Origin of the sequence: Nocardiopsis sp. FR4, assembly GCF_009830945.1 — a bacterium.
Classification (GTDB): Bacteria; Actinomycetota; Actinomycetes; order Streptosporangiales; family Streptosporangiaceae; genus Nocardiopsis.
Genome location: NZ_VWVV01000028.1, coordinates 82064 through 97509, shown reverse-complemented (window position 1 = coordinate 97509; position 15446 = coordinate 82064). Strand labels below are relative to the sequence as shown.

At 73.1% G+C, this 15446-nt stretch carries 13 protein-coding genes and 1 pseudogene; 7 read left to right on the top strand and 7 right to left on the bottom strand.

The genetic code is table 11. The features are described 5' to 3' along the window. The coding region (locus tag FYW95_RS22270; protein ID WP_201294983.1) for a cellulose binding domain-containing protein at positions 1-229 on the bottom strand (229 nt) is incomplete at its 3' end. Between the two features lie 449 nt (positions 230-678). Here FYW95_RS22270 and FYW95_RS22265 point away from each other — a divergent pair. Further along, positions 679-1299: an FMN reductase gene (locus tag FYW95_RS22265; RefSeq protein ID WP_159945400.1), complete on the top strand. Its 621-nt coding sequence runs from the start codon at positions 679-681 to the stop codon at positions 1297-1299. Positions 1300-1332: 33 nt separating this feature from the next. On the opposite strand, the gene pdxA is transcribed toward FYW95_RS22265, so the two are convergent. Continuing rightward, positions 1333-2355 carry a 4-hydroxythreonine-4-phosphate dehydrogenase PdxA gene (gene pdxA / locus FYW95_RS22260; RefSeq protein ID WP_159945401.1) on the bottom strand — a complete coding sequence of 341 codons (1023 nt, stop codon included), beginning with the start codon at positions 2353-2355 and terminating at the stop codon, positions 1333-1335. Positions 2356-2518: 163 nt separating this feature from the next. On the opposite strand from pdxA, the gene FYW95_RS22255 reads away from it, so the two are divergent. The 3 genes from FYW95_RS22255 to FYW95_RS22245 all read left to right on the top strand — a co-directional run bounded on the left by FYW95_RS22255 (position 2519) and on the right by FYW95_RS22245 (position 6102). Then, a complete protein-coding gene (locus FYW95_RS22255; protein ID WP_159945402.1) occupies positions 2519-3511 on the top strand; it encodes a dihydroxyacetone kinase subunit DhaK in 993 nt (330 codons plus the stop codon). A gap of 31 nt (positions 3512-3542) precedes the next feature. Beyond that, the gene (locus FYW95_RS22250) at positions 3543-4184 is read left to right on the top strand and encodes a DAK2 domain-containing protein (RefSeq protein WP_159945403.1); all 642 of its coding nucleotides are present in this window, start codon (positions 3543-3545) and stop codon (positions 4182-4184) included. Positions 4185-4503: 319 nt separating this feature from the next. Further along, positions 4504-6102: a BCCT family transporter gene (locus tag FYW95_RS22245; RefSeq protein ID WP_159945404.1), complete on the top strand. Its 1599-nt coding sequence runs from the start codon at positions 4504-4506 to the stop codon at positions 6100-6102. Positions 6103-6236: 134 nt separating this feature from the next. Here FYW95_RS22245 and FYW95_RS22240 read toward each other — a convergent pair whose 3' ends face one another. Continuing rightward, positions 6237-7325, bottom strand: coding sequence for an LLM class flavin-dependent oxidoreductase (locus tag FYW95_RS22240; RefSeq protein ID WP_160050715.1), 1089 nt, complete (start codon positions 7323-7325; stop codon positions 6237-6239). A 725-nt stretch (positions 7326-8050) separates the two neighbouring features. Here FYW95_RS22240 and FYW95_RS28455 point away from each other — a divergent pair. Then, positions 8051-8209: a hypothetical protein gene (locus tag FYW95_RS28455; protein WP_201296748.1), complete on the top strand. Its 159-nt coding sequence runs from the start codon at positions 8051-8053 to the stop codon at positions 8207-8209. A gap of 52 nt (positions 8210-8261) precedes the next feature. Here the strand turns inward: FYW95_RS28455 and FYW95_RS22230 are convergent. After that, positions 8262-8612, bottom strand: a pseudogene (locus FYW95_RS22230) (ADP-ribosylation/crystallin J1); the annotation flags it as partial. Positions 8613-9032: 420 nt separating this feature from the next. Here FYW95_RS22230 and FYW95_RS22225 point away from each other — a divergent pair. Beyond that, positions 9033-10049 carry a LacI family DNA-binding transcriptional regulator gene (locus tag FYW95_RS22225; protein WP_160050713.1) on the top strand — a complete coding sequence of 339 codons (1017 nt, stop codon included), beginning with the start codon at positions 9033-9035 and terminating at the stop codon, positions 10047-10049. Between the two features lie 152 nt (positions 10050-10201). Beyond that, a complete protein-coding gene (locus FYW95_RS22220) occupies positions 10202-11395 on the top strand; it encodes an MFS transporter (protein WP_159945407.1) in 1194 nt (397 codons plus the stop codon). Positions 11396-11485: 90 nt separating this feature from the next. Here FYW95_RS22220 and FYW95_RS22215 read toward each other — a convergent pair whose 3' ends face one another. The 3 genes from FYW95_RS22215 to paaE form a co-directional block, all read right to left on the bottom strand. Continuing rightward, entirely contained in the window at positions 11486-13630 is a 2145-nt protein-coding gene (locus tag FYW95_RS22215; protein WP_159945408.1) for a LamG domain-containing protein, read from the bottom strand. Positions 13631-13942: 312 nt separating this feature from the next. Beyond that, positions 13943-14350 carry a hydroxyphenylacetyl-CoA thioesterase PaaI gene (gene paaI / locus FYW95_RS22210; RefSeq protein WP_159945409.1) on the bottom strand — a complete coding sequence of 136 codons (408 nt, stop codon included), beginning with the start codon at positions 14348-14350 and terminating at the stop codon, positions 13943-13945. Then, on the bottom strand, positions 14347-15444 hold the full coding sequence (gene paaE / locus FYW95_RS22205) for a 1,2-phenylacetyl-CoA epoxidase subunit PaaE (protein ID WP_159945410.1): 1098 nt from the start codon (positions 15442-15444) through the stop codon (positions 14347-14349). The genes paaI and paaE overlap by 4 nt, the downstream gene beginning before the upstream one ends. Positions 15445-15446 lie beyond the last annotated feature (2 nt).

The window sequence follows — 15446 nt, the reverse complement described above, 5'->3', positions numbered from 1 at the left end:
ACTCCAGGGTCCAGCCGTTGACCGGGTCGCCGACGTTGGTGATCTCCACGTCCGCGGTGAAGCCCGAGCCCCAGTCGTTGAGCCGGTAGTCGACCTCGCAACCGGGCGCCGCACTGGCGGGTGAGGACGCCGCCACGGCGAGGGCGGCGCCGAAGATCAGGGATGTGGTCGCGGCCAGGCCGCGTCGTACGCCCGAGGGTCTGTCGGGAGCACGCGGGATTCTGCTCATCTCGTGCGTTCCTCATGGTTGGGGGGTGGTGCCAGAGGACTTCAGAGGTGTCGGCGACGCCGGGTCTGCCGACTGACGCGTGGAATCCGAGGGGAAGAGGGGAGATGTGGCGGCGCGCGGGACACGTCGGCCTCCGGGAAGGTGGTCTTCGGGGAAGGGGGTCGAGGTGCCTGGGAGCGCTCCCAGGCAGAAGGACGGATCAGGGCGACCGGAAGGACTTCAGGCGGGGTGGACGTTGGACACGTGCGCTCCGCCGCATGTGACGCAGCTCATTCGGGAGCGCTCCCATGAGAATAACTACCGGGGAGTCAAGTGTAAAGTCCTTGTAAATAGGGCGTTCCGCGACGCGAGACGGAACCCCGGCCCCGAGCGGGAACAGATCCGCGCCGCGCGCGGTTTCCGGAGATAGCCTTAGATTACTTCCCAGGAAGCTATTTTCAGGAGGGCCGATGGGGACCCGCACACTGGTGACCGTCGCGGCCGGGTTGAGCACCCCGTCCTCGACCCGCCTGCTCGCCGACCGGCTGACCGAGGCCGCTGTGCGCTCGCTGACCGAACGCGGGGAGCAGGTGCGGACCCGCACCGTGGAACTGCGCGAGCTCGCGCACGACATCATGAACGCGATGACCACCCGCGTGCCCACCGGTGACCTGCGGTCGGTGCTGGAGGACCTCGACGGCGCCGACGGCCTGGTCGCGGTCACCCCGGTGTTCAACGCCTCCTACAGCGGGCTGTTCAAGTCCTTCTTCGACGTGGTCGACCCCGAGGCGCTGGACGGGATCCCGGTGCTGGTCGCCGCCACGGGCGGCAGCCCCCGGCACTCGCTGGTGCTGGAGCACGCCCTGCGGCCGATGTTCGCCCACACCCGCTCGGTGGTCGTGCCCACCGGCGTGTACGCGGCCTCGGAGGACTGGGGCGCGGGAGAGGGCGGCGGCCGCGAGCTGTCCGAGCGCGTCGACCGCGCCGGGCGCCAGCTGGCCACCCTGGTCGGCGAGCGCGTTCCCGGGGCGCCCGACCCCTACGAGGAGCCCACCCCCTTCGCCGACCTGATGTCGGGTCTGGGCCGTTGACCAGCGGCTCCGGTCCCCCGCGGCCTGGAGCCCTCAACCCCCGTACTCGGCGCGGATCCGGTCGGCGAAGCGAGCGAACTCGGCCCCGCGCAGGAAGGCCGAGCGCATGGTGGCGTGGTCGGCCACTCCCCCGCCCGCGATGTCGAAGGCCGTGCCGTGGTCCACCGACGTGCGCAGGATCGGCAGGCCGACCGTCACCGAGACCGTGCCGTCGAAGTCGGCGGTCTTGGCCGCGATGTGCCCCTGGTCGTGGTACTGCGAGAGCACTCCGTCGTAGTGGCCGTTGAGCAGGCGGTGGAAGACCGAGTCCGCAGGAACGGGACCGACCACGTCCGCACCCGAGGCACGCGCGCGCTCCACGGCCGGGGCCAGGTGGCGGATCTCCTCGTCGCCGAAGGCCCCGCCCTCGCCCCCGTGCGGGTTGACCGCGGCCACCGCCAGGGTGGGCTCGTCGTGGCCGAACACGCGCAGCGCGGTGAGCGCCTCGGTGATCGCCGCCACCTGCTGTTCCTCGCTGATGCGCTCCAGAGCCCCGCGCAGCGGCACGTGACGGGTGGCGAAGAAGATCTTGGCGCCGCGCACCACGAACATGGTGTTCTGCCGGGTCGCGCCGGTCAGCTCGCCCAGCATCTCGGTGTGGCCCAGGTGGCGGCTGCCCGCGGCCCAGATCGCCTCCTTGTTGATCGGGCCGGTCACGATCCCCTCGACCCGCCGGTCCAGGGCCGCCCGGGTGGCCACCTCGATCGCGCGTACCGCCGCAGCCCCCGCGCGCGCGTCCACGGTGCCCCAGGCCAGTTCGGCCCCGCCCGGCTCGCCGATGTCGAGGCAGTCGACCACCCCCTCCTCCTCGGCGGGCAGGTCCCAGGAGGACAGAGCGCGCACCTCCACACCCAGCCCCAGGAGCGCGGCGGCGCGGCGCAGCACGGCAGGGTCGGCGACGACCACCCCGCGCGCGGGGGCCCGGTCGCCGAGTTCGGCCAGCGTGCGCACGGTGATCTCCGGTCCGATACCGACGGGGTCCCCGACGGTGAGGGCCAGGGTCGGGCGTGGGGCCATCTTCTCCTCCTGAACTCGGTGCACCGCTGACCCTGCCCCGCCCGGCACCGCGCCACGCGCGTCCGCGGCGCCGCGGACCGGTGCGGCCGGGGACGTTTGGGCCGCCCCGCGGGGGGCTATGTCGCATACGGCGCCGCCCACCGCGAGAGCACGGAGTCCTCCCTTGAGACGACAGTTCATCAACGACCCGGGCGAGGTCGTGAGCGAGGCCCTGGAGGGGTTCGCCGCCGCCTGGCCCCGCCACGTGCGCTGGAACAGCGAGCCCGGCTACCTGGTCCGGGCCAGCCCCGCCCGGGACAAGGTCGCGCTGGTCTCCGGCGGCGGCTCGGGCCACGAACCCCTGCACGCGGGCTTCGTGGGCGCCGGAATGCTCGACGCGGCCGTGCCGGGGGCCGTCTTCGCATCCCCCACCGCCGTGCAGATCCGGGAGGCCTCCCTGGCCGCCCACACCGGCCGGGGCGTGCTGCACGTGGTCAAGAACTACACCGGAGACGTGCTCAACTTCCGCATCGCCGGTGAGCTGCTGGCCGACGAGGGCGTGGCCAGCGACATCGTCCTGGTCGACGACGACCTGGCCACCGACACGGCCGAAGGTCCGGGCCGGCGCGGCACGGCCGCGGTGGTCGCGGTGGAGAAGGTCTGCGGCGCCGCGGCCGAGGAGGGCGCGGACCTGGCGGCGCTGGCCGCGCTGGGGCGCCGGGTGGTGGCGGGCAGCCGCACCCTGTCCGTGGCGCTGGCCGCGGGCGCCCATCCCGGCCAGTCCCGGCCCTCGTTCGATCTGCCCGACGGGGAGGTCGAGTTCGGCGTGGGCATCCACGGCGAACGGGCCCGGGAGCGGCGGGCCTTCGCCCCCACCCGCGAACTCGTCCCCCAGCTGGTCTCCCCCCTGGTCGAGGCCCTGGAACTGGGGCGCGGCGAGCGGGTGATCACCATCGTCAACGGCCTGGGCGCCACCACGGACCTGGAGCTGTACGGGGTCTTCCGCGAGGTTCGCCGCCTCCTGGCGGAGGCGGGCGTGGAACCGGCCCGTGCCCTGGTGGGTTCCTACGTGACCTCGCTGGACATGGCGGGCTGCTCGGTCACGCTCGTGCGCGCCGACGAGGAGGTCCTTCGGCTGTGGGACGCGCCCGCGGCCACCCCCGCCCTCACCTGGTAAACCGTCCCTCCTCCCGTACAGGAGCACCGGCATGGCCGACCACCTCAGCACCGCCCGCGTCCAGCGGTGGGTCCACGGTTTCACCGACGCGGTCGAGGAGCGGGGCGAATACCTCACCGACCTGGACCGGCGCAGCGGCGACGGCGACTTCGGCACCAACATGACCACCGCGCTGCGCCGTGCGCGCCGGGCCCTGGCCGAGGCTGACACACGGGCCGGGGCCGGGTCCGCCTTCCAGGTGCTCGGCGAGACCTTCCTGGGGCACAGCGGCGGCACCAGCGGACCGCTGTTCGGCATGTGGTTCCGCGACTTCGGCAAGGTGGGCGCCGGGTCCGGGGCGTTCAGCCTGCCGATGCTGGCCGAGGCCAGCGCGAACGGGTGGGCGACCGTGACCCGGCTGGGATCGGCCCGGGTCGGGGACCGCACGATGGTGGACGCCATCGCCCCGGCCTCGCGGGCCCTGGACGAGGCGGCCGAGGCGGGCTCGCCCCTGGCCGAGGCGCTGGAGGCGGCGGCCGCGGCCGCGCACGAGGGGGCCGAGGGCACCAGCGGTCTGCTCGGCCGCCGGGGGCGCACCAGCTACGTGGGCGAGGCCGCGCTGGGCAGCCCCGACCCCGGGGCGGTGACCATCGCGCTGTTCTACCGCGCGGCACGGGAGGCGCTCGACGCCTGACCGGGGCGCGCGGGCCGCCCGCCGGGTGTCCGCCCTCACACGGGCGGGTGCTGTGACCTGCGATAGGGTGGAGCGTCGTCGCGTCGAACGCCGAGGGACCGGGAGTGCTTCCTCGTCTCCGTCGTCCCGGCTTTCGTCGGCGCCCGGCGGGGCCGTGGTCGTACGCCCCGCCCCGCTCCGCGGTGTGCCTGTCCGCTCGATGGCCCCGAGGCCGGGACCCGTTCCCGCCGGTGGCCACGCGGGCACGGTGCGCGGAGCTACCAGATACCGGCTGGCGTGTCCCGGCTGGTGCTTCCATTCGAGGGGTTTCCTCTTCTCCATGTTCTCCACTCTGCGCTCACGCGCGTCCGCGCGAGGCAGACGTACCGATCCCTGGGTCATGGGTGTGAGCGGTGCGCTCATGACGGTGTTCGTCCTCTGCGCACTCCTGGCGCCCGGTCCGGTCGGCACCGCCGTGGACACGGCCTTCACCTGGTCCGCGCGCTGGTTCGGCGCCTACTGGCAACTGCTCATGCTGGCCACCTTCCTCGTCATCACCGTGCTGGCCTTCTCCCGCTATGGCAGGGTCCGCATGGGCGGTGACGAGGCCCCCGCCTTCGGCCGGTTCACGTGGATCGCGATGATCACCACGACCCTGCTGGCCGCGGGAGGGGTGTTCTGGGCGGCGGCCGAACCCATCGCCCACTACGCCTCCGCGCCCCCGCAGTACGCCGACCGGGCGGGCGGGGCCGACGGCGCCGCGGTGGCGATGGCGCAGAGCTTCGTCCACTGGGGCTTCATCGGCTGGGCGGTCGGCGGTTCGCTGGCCACCCTGGTCATGATGCGCGGTGTGCAGAAGGGCATGCCGCTGCGTCCGCGCACCCTGCTGTGGCCGATCATGGGTGAGCGTGTGCGCACCCACTGGATCGGCACCGTCGCCGACGTCAGCTGCGTGCTCGCCGTGGTCGCCGGGACCGTGGGGCCGATCGGCTTCCTGGGCCTGCAGATCTCCTACATCGGCTCCGAGCTGTTCGGGCTGCCCGACACCTACGCCGTCCAGGCGATGGTCATCCTGGGTCTGACCGCCGTGGCCGCCGTGTCGGTGCTGAGCGGGGTGCACCGGGGCATCCAGTTGCTGAGCCGTGCCAACGTCTGGGTGGCGCTGCTGCTCATCACGGCCATCGTCGGCATGGCCTCACTGCCCTTCGTCCTGGACCTCTTCGTCCGGTCGAGCGTGGTACACGCGCGGGAGTTCCTGCCCATGGCCCTGTACCGGGGCGACGAGCAGTGGCTCGGCTACTGGACCCTGTTCTTCTTCGGCTGGTTCCTGGGCTTCGGGCCCATGATGGCGATCTTCTTCGCCCGCATCTCCCGGGGCCGCACCGTGCGCGACATCTACGTCGGCGCGACGGTGGTGCCGTCGGTGGTGACCATGGTCTGGTTCACCGCGCTGGGCGGCACGGGCATCTGGCTGGAGCAGCGCGACCCGGGGGCGATCACGGGCCCCTACGCCGAGGACGGACTTCCGGCCGCGGCCCTGTCCATTCTGGAGGCGCTGCCGATGACCGCGCTGCTCGGCGGGCTGATGGTGCTGGTGGCACTGATCTTCCTGGCCTCCACACTGGACTCGATGTCCTACGCCATCTCGGTCTCCAGCATGCACGAGGGCGAGCCCTCCGGACTGGTGCGCGCGTTCTGGTGCGTGGGGATGGGGCTGGCCGCCGTCGCGCTGCTGATGGTGGGCGAGGGCGGGGCCCAGGCCCTGCAGTCCTTCATCGTGGTGACCGCGGTGCCGGTGGGCCTGGTCATGCTGCCCGCGGTGTGGACCACGCCCGGTCTGCTGCGCGCCATGGCCGTGGAACAGGGCATCGTCGCCCCGCCCTCCCGGGGCGGTGCGGCCCCCGTCGCGGAGAGGCCGGTGGAGGAACTGGTCGGTTAGCGCGGGGCCGGGGTGGCCGTCGCGCCCGCCTTTGCGGGGGCGTCCTCGGCCGACCCTCCCGAGGGCGCGCAACGCCGAGCGCCCGTCCCGGTGACCGGGACGGGCGCTCGGCGTTGCGCGCGGACCGCGGGCGGTCAGTCGGCGGAGCCGTTCCGCCCGGCGGCGAGCAGTGAGGCGTGGGTGGGCGCGTCGGGCACGTGTGCGGGGCGCCCGGCGGCGAACTCCCTGCGCAGCACCGGCACGACCTCCTCGCCGAACAGGTCCAGCTGTTCCAGGACGGTCTTGAGCGGCAGGCCCGCGTGGTCCATGAGGAAGAGCTGGCGCTGGTAGTCGCCGAACATCTCCCGGAAGGTCAGCGTGCGGTCGATGACCTCCTGCGGGCTGCCGACCGTCAGCGGGGTCTCGCGGGTGAACTCCTCCAGGGAGGGGCCGCCGCCGTAGACCGGAGCGTGGTCGAAGTAGGGGCGGAACTCGCGGACGGCGTCCTGGGAGTTCTTCCGCATGAACACCTGTCCGCCCAGGCCCACGATGGCCTCCTCGGCCCTGCCGTGGCCGTAGTGCTCGAAGCGGCGGCGGTACAGGGAGATGAGCTTCTTGGTGTGGGTGGCGGGCCAGAAGATGTTGTTGTGGAAGAAGCCGTCGCCGTAGTATGCGGCCTGCTCGGCGATCTCCGGGCTGCGGATGGAGCCGTGCCAGACGAAGGGCGGCACGCCGTCCAGGGGGCGCGGGGTGGAGGTGAAGCCCTGCAGCGGGGTGCGGAACTTGCCCTCCCAGTCGACGACGTCCTCGCGCCAGAGGCGGTGCAGCAGGTTGTAGTTCTCCAGGGCCAGCGGGATGCCCTGGCGGATGTCCTGTCCGAACCAGGGGTAGACGGGTCCGGTGTTGCCGCGGCCCATCATGAGGTCCACCCGGCCGTCGGCCAGGTGCTGCAGCATCGCGAAGTCCTCGGCGATCTTGACGGGGTCGTTGGTGGTGATGAGCGTGGTGGCCGTGGACAGGATGAGGCGCTCGGTGCGCGCGGCGATGTAGCCGAGCATGGTGGTGGGCGAGGAGGGCACGAACGGCGGGTTGTGGTGCTCGCCGGTGGCGAAGACGTCCAGGCCCACCTCCTCGGCCTTGAGCGCGATGGCGACCATCGCCTTGATCCGCTCGGCCTCGGTCGGTGTGCGGCCGGTGGTGGGGTCGGTGGTCACGTCGCCGACCGAGAAGATTCCGAACTGCATGGCCCGCTCCCCTAGATAGCTTCCAAAGAAGTATTTTCCGATTAAACTATCACGTCGAACGCGCCGCCTCCCGGGCGCATTCCCGTCCGCCCCGGGGGCGCTGACACCACCCGGGTACGGCCGGTCAGCACACTCCCGCCGCCGGGCTCGTCCGCCGAGGAGTCCGGAGCATGCCAGGGCACGCGCGGACACCGGGGCGTCCCGTGGCGGACGCCGCCGGTTCGTGGCCTCCACCGTGGCCGACGCGATCGGCGGCGGCGCGTGGAGGCCCTCCGCCCCGCCCTTCCTCGTGCACGGGCAGGACCCGTCACCCGTCGGGTCCGGCACGGCCCTGACCGCGGGCCGGCTGCCCGGCCCGGTCCCCGTTCTCCCGGCGGGCAGCACCACCGACCGCGTGGGCCCCGTCCCCGCGCTCATGACCGGCAACGCGCTGTGCTTCCCCTGCTTCCTGTGCTACCCGTTCGCCACGACGGCATGGCGGGTCGTCGCGGTCTCCGTCTTCACGGTGTCGGCGACCGGCTCTTCTGGACGGTCGGCGCGCCGTGAGGTGGGTCGGCGTTCATCCACAGGCACGCTCCGTATCGGCCGAATGTCACCTGTGCCTGGTATCCCTGGAGACGATGGCACCGGAACGGTCACCGGGCGTCACGGAGACCGGCACGGCTGAGTACGCGAAAACGCGAAGGAGGAGGGCGCGCACCCCCGGACGGCGCGCCCGCAGCCCCATGGCCACCACCCTCGACCCCCGACGACACCTTCCCCACCAGGACCGCGACCGGACCGACCGCGAGCCCGTGGTGCTCGCCGACGCCCTCGGCGACGTCATGGCCGCCCTCACCGAGGTGGACCCCGACCTGCTCCTCGTGCCCGAGCCCCGACCCTGACCCGCCGCGGCGGGTCACCTCCGCGCGCCGTCTCCCGGGACGGTTCCCCCGCATGGTCCGGCAGGAAGGAGCGCACCAGCACGATCGGCCCGCGCAGGTGGGCGTTGAACTCCGCCAGCTCCCCGGCGGGCACCCACAGCTCCAGGATCGTGCGCCCGCCGACCTGCCGGACGGGGTAGCGGGAGACGAAGTCGGCTTCCACGTCGAACCGTGTGACGTGCCCCTCACCGTCGCGCGGCAGATTCCACTCGCGGGCGATACGCGCGGCGTAGTCCTCGTTGAGCACCGGGTAGAAAAGAGGCTGCTCAGGCAGGCGCGGCGGCCACTCCCGCCAGCCCGAATCCCGCACCAGCGCCAGTTCCGCGGGCCCGGTGGGCCGCCACAGGGTGCGCGTGCCCGGCATGGGTTCCCCCTTCCTGGGTAGAGCGTGGTCAGGGAGCTTAGAAAAACGGGACCCAGTCCGCACCCGCTTTTTACCGGACAAGCCGAAAATCGGTCCGGACAGCGGGAACACTGGACCCATACGAAGCGTTCTCTCAGATGAAGCGCCCCGGAACCGACCCCGACCCCAGCAGTACCGCACCGCCCCTGAGGCTCTGAGAGGCGCTCACCACAATCCATGCGCGGATGCACGCGCTCGTGTCGGTAATGGGGGTTTCCGACACGTACTCAGTCGCTGCATCCGCCCTCCCAGCGGCCAGACCGCACTCAGTGCACCCTGGCCGCGCACCCCCCGCGACCGTTTCCCCGTGAGGCCGCCGGAGCGGCCGCGAGCCCCGGCAGTACCATGCGGCCTACGACCACGCGACCGAGGGGACACCGCATGCCCGAGCCCGCGGGCGCCGCCCGGCGCCCCACGATGGCCGACGTGGCCGCGCACGTGGGGGTCTCCCGGCAGCTGGTCTCCCTGGTCCTGGCCGACCGCCCCGGACCCAGCGCCCGGACCCGGGAAAGGGTCCTGAGCGCCGCCGAGGACCTCGGCTACCGCGCGGACACCGCCGCCCGCCTGCTGCGCCGGGCGCGCAGCCGCCAGTTCGGGGTGCTGTTCGGAATGGGCTACCCCATGGACGGCCACCTGGTCGAGGAGCTCTACCCGGCCGCCGCCGAACTCGGCTACGGCCTGGTGCTGGGCGCGATGGCCAGCACCCGCGACGAGCGCGCGGCGATCGACGAACTCGTGGGCCTGCGCTGTGAGGCGCTGATCCTCATCGGCCTGGCCGCCCAGGCCCCCGCGCTCCTGGCCACGGTGGCCGAACAGGTCCCCGTGGTGGAGGTCGGCCAGCGCACCGGCGCCCGCAACACCGACAGCGTGCGCACCGCCGACACCGAGGGCGCTCGGATGGCCGTGGACCACCTGGTGGGCCTGGGGCACCGCGCGATCGTCCACGTGGACGGCGGCGGCCTACCGGGCTCCGACGGGCGCGCGCGGGGCTACACCGAGGCGATGCGCGCGCACGGCCTGGACCGGCACACCGAGGTCCTGCCCGGGGGCTACTCCGAGGAGTCGGGGGCGCGCGCCGCCCGCGCGCTCCTGGCCCGCGACGCCCCGCCCACGGCGGTGGTGGCGGCCAACGACCTGTGCGCGCTGGGGCTGGTGGCGACCCTGGCCCGGTCGGGGGTGAACGTGCCCGGGGACGTGTCGGTGGTGGGCTACGACGACAGCCGCACCGCGCACCTGTCCTTCCTGCGGCTGACGTCGGTGCGCCAGGACGCCGAGCGGATGGCGCGCCTGGCGGTGCGCTCGGCGGCCGAGCGGCTCGACCAGGGCCGCGCCCGAAGCCGCCACCTGGTGCTGGAGCCCTCCCTCACCGTCCGGGACAGCACCGCTCCCCCGCGCTGAGCGCCCCCGCAAGACAGATCACACGCCCGAGGGGTTGGCACGCCCCGGGGAACACCCGACACTGGAATTGGCACGTGCTAAGTCACTCTCCGCCCTGTCGGGCCACCCCCGCACCGTCCGCGCGAAACCCGTCCTTCGAAGGGGGCCCACCCATGCCCTTGGCCCTGCTCGCCCTCGCCCTCGGTGCCTTCGCCATCGGCACCACCGAGTTCGTCATCATGGGGCTGCTGCCCGAGGTCGCCGCCGACCTCGGCGTCCCGGTCCCCTCCGCCGGACACCTCATCTCCGCGTACGCGCTGGGCGTGGTGGTCGGCGCTCCCCTGCTCACCGCGCTGAGCACCCGGCTGCCCCGCAAGACGGTCCTGCTGCTCTTCCTCGGGCTGTTCCTGGCTGGCAACCTCGCCACCGTCCTGGCGCCCTCCTTCGGGGCCGTGTTCGCCTCCCGGGTGCTGGCCGGGCTGCCGCACGGCGCCTACCTGGGGGTGGGATCGCTGGTGGCCGCGAACATGGCGGGTCCCGGGCGCCAGGCCACGGCCGTCTCGCGGATGTTCCTCGGCCTGACCGTGGCCAACATCGTCGGGGTGCCCGCGGGCACCTTCCTGGGCCAGGCGCTGGGCTGGCGCGCGGCCTTCCTGGTGGTGGCCGTCATCGCCCTGCTCGCGCTGGCGGGCGTGGCCGCGTTCGTGCCGCGCCAGCCCCCCGCGCCCGGCCGGGGCCTGCGCCAGGAGGTCGGCGAGCTGGCCCGGCCCCAGGTCGCGCTGGGCCTGACCACCGCCGTGTTCGGCTTCGCCGGGGTGTTCGCCGTCTACAGCTACATCTCGCCGATGATGACCGAGCTGGCCGGGATGTCGGCCGCCGGCGTCCCCCTGGTCCTCGCGCTGTTCGGCACCGGCATGACCCTGGGCTCACTGGTGGTGGGCCCCCTGGCCGACCGCGCGCTGCGCCCCACCGTCTACGGTGCGCTCGCCGCGTTGGCCCTGGTGCTCGCGGTGTTCACCGTGACCGTGCACAACCCGTGGACGGCGGCGGTGTCGGTGGTGGTCCTGGGCGCGGTGGGCTTCGCCGTGGCCACACCGCTGCAGGTGCTGGTGATGAACAAGGCCAGCGCGGCCCCGACCATGGCCGCCGCCTCCAACCACTCGGCGTTCAACATGGCCAACGCCGCCGGGGCGTGGCTGGGCGGCGCCGGCATCAGCGCGGGACTGGGGTACGCCTCCCCCGCGGCGATCGGCGCGGTGCTGGCAGTGGTCGGCCTTGGCATCGCCGTGCTGGCGGGCCTGCTGGACCGCGCCGGCCGACGGGACGCCCCCCGCGAGGCCGCGCTGCGGGCCGCCGCGACCGGCTGAGCCGCCGCGGTGCCAGCGCCGCCCGAGGCCGTGGGGCCGGGAGGCGCCGCCCCGGCCCCACGTGTCATTCGTCCGCCACCGGTAGCGCGGTCACAGCGGCAGGAATCCGTACTCGAGCGCGAAGAGGTCCTCAAGCAGCGCCGCGCCCTGGTAGACCTGGGCGAGCTGGAGCCCTCCCGTCCAAGGACGGTCGACCCCGGCGGCGCTCCCGGCCGCCCCGATCACCACGTCGCCGTCCGCGTGCCAGGCCCCCTCACGCTCGACAGTTCCTTCCCGGGAACTGTCGACGTAGAGGGTCAGCGTCCCGTCGGTGTGGTCGTAGGTACCCGTCAGGTGCACCCACTCGCCCACCGGTGCCGTCGTGGTGGAGGCCACCCGGTGCACCCGTTCCTCTCCGCTCTCGTCCCGGACCGCGGTCTCGAAGACCCACCGGCCGAGTGCGGCGTCGTAGCCCAGGGCGAACCCGCTGGTGTGCTCCCCGCTCTGGGAGAGCGCGACGGCGTCCGCCCCCGCCTCGTCCAGGCGCACCCACGCGGCGGCGGTGAAGCTGTGGTCGGTGCGTACGGCCGCGCCCTGTGTGCGCAGGTGCTCCTCCCCAGCCCCGTCGAGCAGAACGGCCGGCTCGTAGAGCCAGTCGTTGAACGCCCCGTCCCACACGGTGGCGGGGTCTCCGTGCAGGGTCGCGTCGAGCCCGTGGTCGGAACCGTCCGCGGCGGCCTCGCCGTCGCTCTCGTCCAGGCGCCACACGCCCTCCTGGGCCAGCGGCCGGTTGGCGCCGTCCCAGAGCTCGGACCTGCCGCTCCCGGTCTCGGTGGTGTCCTGTTCGAGCAGCGGACGATTCCACAACTTCACGTCGTCGACCGCGCCGGGCCAGGAGCGGGCGAACCCGCCATGCTCCTGACCGCCGCCGATGACGAGGGGGCCCTCGGCGTTCCACGACCGGTCCCGCTCGGCTTCACCCTGGCGGACGCCGTCCACGTACAGGGCCAGTTCCCCCTCTTCGGGGTCGTAGTGGCCGGTGAGCTGAGTCCAGCGCCCGGTCCGGACGGGAGCCGTCGAGACCACGCGGTGGTCGAATCCGGCCCCCGGCACGTCCTGGGCGGACTGCTGGAAGACCCAGGCGTCCTCGGAGGAGTCGTAACCCAACTGGAAGCCGCTGGTGTGCTCACCGTCCTGGGAGAGCGCGACGGCGTCCGCGCCGGTCCCGTCCAAGCGCACCCACGCCGAAACCGTGAAGGCGGCGGAGGTGTCCACGACGGAGGCGTCCGTGCGCAGGTGGCCGCCCGAGGTGTCGAGGGCTGTTCCCTCCAGCCGGTAGGAGGCGGACTCGCGCGCGCCCACCCGGCCCCGGGTCCAGCCGACGTCCCCGGTCCCCGAGGCGGTGCGCCCCGCCTCCAGGAGGTCGTGGGCGTCCGTGCCCTCCCCCTCGTCGAGGGGGAAGTAGGCGACGGGGTCGGCCAGTGGAGCGACCATGAACCGGTACACGACCTCGCAGCGTGAGGAGTTGCCGTGGGCGTCGACGGTCCTGGCGTAGATCGCCCGGGGACCGGACCTCTCCGGTGTGATCGTGACGGTCACCGAACCGCCCGGCTCCTCCGTGTCCACCCGCGTGGTGCACGACCCGCCGCTGGCACCGTCGTAGTAGTAGGCGACCGCGTCCTCCACGCCGTTGCTGCTGAAGGTGAACTCGCCAGGCTGGTACGGGCCACCGTGGGAGCGGCCGTCGTCGGGGTAGTCCTCGGAGGTGATCTGCGGCGGTGACTCGGGCCTGCTGGTGCTGACCTCGATCCAGCAGCGTTCGGACCACTCACCCCAGTCCTGACCGTCGTGGGCGCGCGCCCGGTAGGCGATCAGGACCTCCTCGGGCAGGTCCTTGGCCGTGACCGAGAGGGGGTGGACTGTGCGGTCCGGGTACTGCCAGGAGTAGGTCGTCTCGGCACTGCCCAGGGGCTTTCCGCCGTCGAGTTTCCACTCGAACTCGCCCTTGACCTGCTGGGCCACCGTCTCAGTGTCGGGATCGGTGAACACGCCCCTCAGGGTGAGCGTGGTGTCGTTGAGCAGGGTGGGGGCGTCCCGGTCCGTGGAGCAGGACTCACCGCGCGCGCTGAGCGTGGCGGTCTCGGGACGGCCCGGGGGGCGGTTGTCCTCGGCCAGCGCTGGCGAGGCGGAGAAGAGGGACAGGAGCAGCGCGGAGGCGGCCGCGGCCACCGTCGGTCGGAACAGGGGATGGCGCATCAGGGGATGCCCGTCTAGTCGAAAGTTCGCTTTAGCAATAAAAAGGGACGAACACGAAAAACCTACTCATATGAGTATTCAGACAACAAGCCTTGCTTTTCATGCTCGCGACTCACGCCGGGTACGACCTGGCGACAAACGCGGATGGCCGTATGCGGACACCGGAGTCGCCCCGTCGGACCCGACGACGTCACCGCCCACACCGACGCGGCCCGGACACGGCCGGTTCCCACGGCTGCTCCCCCGTACGAGAAAGGGGCCGCACCCGGCCGGACACGGCACGGGTGGCGGCCCCGTCGGGGGCGCGGTGCTTCAGCCGCGCGGGGACAGGGTGCGGCTGCGGCCGCGGAACTCGGCCACGACCTCCTCGCCGCGGCGCACCGTGACGTCGTAGAGCCCGCTGCGGCCGAACACCGTCCGCTCCTGGGCGGTGGCCACCAGCAGGTCGCCCTCGCGGGCCGAGGCCACGAAGGTGACGTCGGCGCCGGAGGCCACGGTCACCCCCCGGCCGTCCACGTTGCACGCGCACGCGAACGCGGTGTCGGCCAGGGTGAAGACGAACCCGCCGTGCGCGATGCCGTGCCCGTTCAGCATCAGGGGCCCCACCGTCATCTCCACCACCGCACGGCCCTCGGTGGCCTCGACCAGGCGCATCCCCAGGTTCTTGGAGGCCCGGTCGGCCTCGAACATCCGCCAGGCGGTCTCGTTGCGCGCGCTCACGAGTCGAAGTCCACGGTCACGGCGTCGGTCTCGGGCAGCGCCTGGCAGGAGAGCGCGTACCCGGCCTCGACCTCGGCTTCGGTGAGCGCGTAGTTGCGCCGCATCCGCACGCTGCCCTCGCACACCCGCACCCGGCAGGTGCCGCACACCCCTCCCTTGCAGGCGAAGGGCAGGTCGGGCCGGTAGCGCTGCGCGGCGTCCAGCACCGGCACATCCCGGGGCAGGGCCAGGGTGGTGGTGCGCCCGTCCAGCACGACGGTGACCTCGCTGGCGGGCCCCTCCACGCCGGGTTCCTCGTGGCGGGTCTGCGGCGGAGGCTCGTCTCCCTCCACGAAGAACAGCTCCTGGTGCACCCGCTCGCCGGGCACGCCCCGGCGGGCCAGGACCTCCTGGGCGTCGGTGACCATCCCGTGCGGTCCGCACAGCCACCAGTGGTCGACCGCGTCGGCGGCCACGACGGTGTCCAGCAGCGCCTCCAGCTTGGCGCCGTCCAGGCGTCCGGTGAACAGCTCGGCCTCGCGGGGCTCGCGGGAGAGCACGTGCACCAGCTCGAAGCGGGGGCCGAAGGCGTCCTTGAGGTCGGCGACCTCGTCGGCGAACATCACCGTGTCGCTGCGGCGGTTGCCGTACAGGAGGGTGACGTGGGATCCGGTGCGGCGCAGCAACGAGGAGGCCATGGACAGCACCGGGGTGATCCCGGACCCGGCGGCGACCATGACGTGGCGGGCGGAGGTGTCCAGGTCGGGGACGAACCGGCCGGTGGGCGCGCCCACCTCGATCTCGTCGCCGGGGCGGACCTCGTGCACCAGCCAGCTGGAGAAGAGGCCGTCGGGGACCAGGCGCACGCCCACCCGGGGCGCCTGGCCCACGGGGGCGCACACGGAGTAGCTGCGCCGTTCCTCCACGCCCCCCACCTCGCGGCGCAGGGTCAGCGACTGCCCGGGGGCGAACGCGTACTCCTCGGCCAGGTGGTCGGGCACGTCGAAGGTCACGGCGACGGCGTCCTCGCACAGGCGCTCGACGGCGGCCACGCGCAGCCGGTGGAACGCGCCGCGGCGGCGCGGCGGCGCGGTCTCGGTGACGGGTGTGGTCACGG

Coding starts and splice junctions, on each gene's coding strand:
- FYW95_RS22265 (WP_159945400.1), top strand. CDS start 679: ATGGGGACCCGCACACTGGTGACCGTCGCGGCCGGGTTGAGCACCCCG.
- pdxA (WP_159945401.1), bottom strand. CDS start 2,355: ATGGCCCCACGCCCGACCCTGGCCCTCACCGTCGGGGACCCCGTCGGT.
- FYW95_RS22250 (WP_159945403.1), top strand. CDS start 3,543: ATGGCCGACCACCTCAGCACCGCCCGCGTCCAGCGGTGGGTCCACGGT.
- FYW95_RS22245 (WP_159945404.1), top strand. CDS start 4,504: ATGTTCTCCACTCTGCGCTCACGCGCGTCCGCGCGAGGCAGACGTACC.
- FYW95_RS22240 (WP_160050715.1), bottom strand. CDS start 7,325: ATGCAGTTCGGAATCTTCTCGGTCGGCGACGTGACCACCGACCCCACC.
- FYW95_RS28455 (WP_201296748.1), top strand. CDS start 8,051: ATGGCCACCACCCTCGACCCCCGACGACACCTTCCCCACCAGGACCGC.
- FYW95_RS22225 (WP_160050713.1), top strand. CDS start 9,033: ATGCCCGAGCCCGCGGGCGCCGCCCGGCGCCCCACGATGGCCGACGTG.
- FYW95_RS22220 (WP_159945407.1), top strand. CDS start 10,202: ATGCCCTTGGCCCTGCTCGCCCTCGCCCTCGGTGCCTTCGCCATCGGC.
- FYW95_RS22215 (WP_159945408.1), bottom strand. CDS start 13,630: ATGCGCCATCCCCTGTTCCGACCGACGGTGGCCGCGGCCGCCTCCGCG.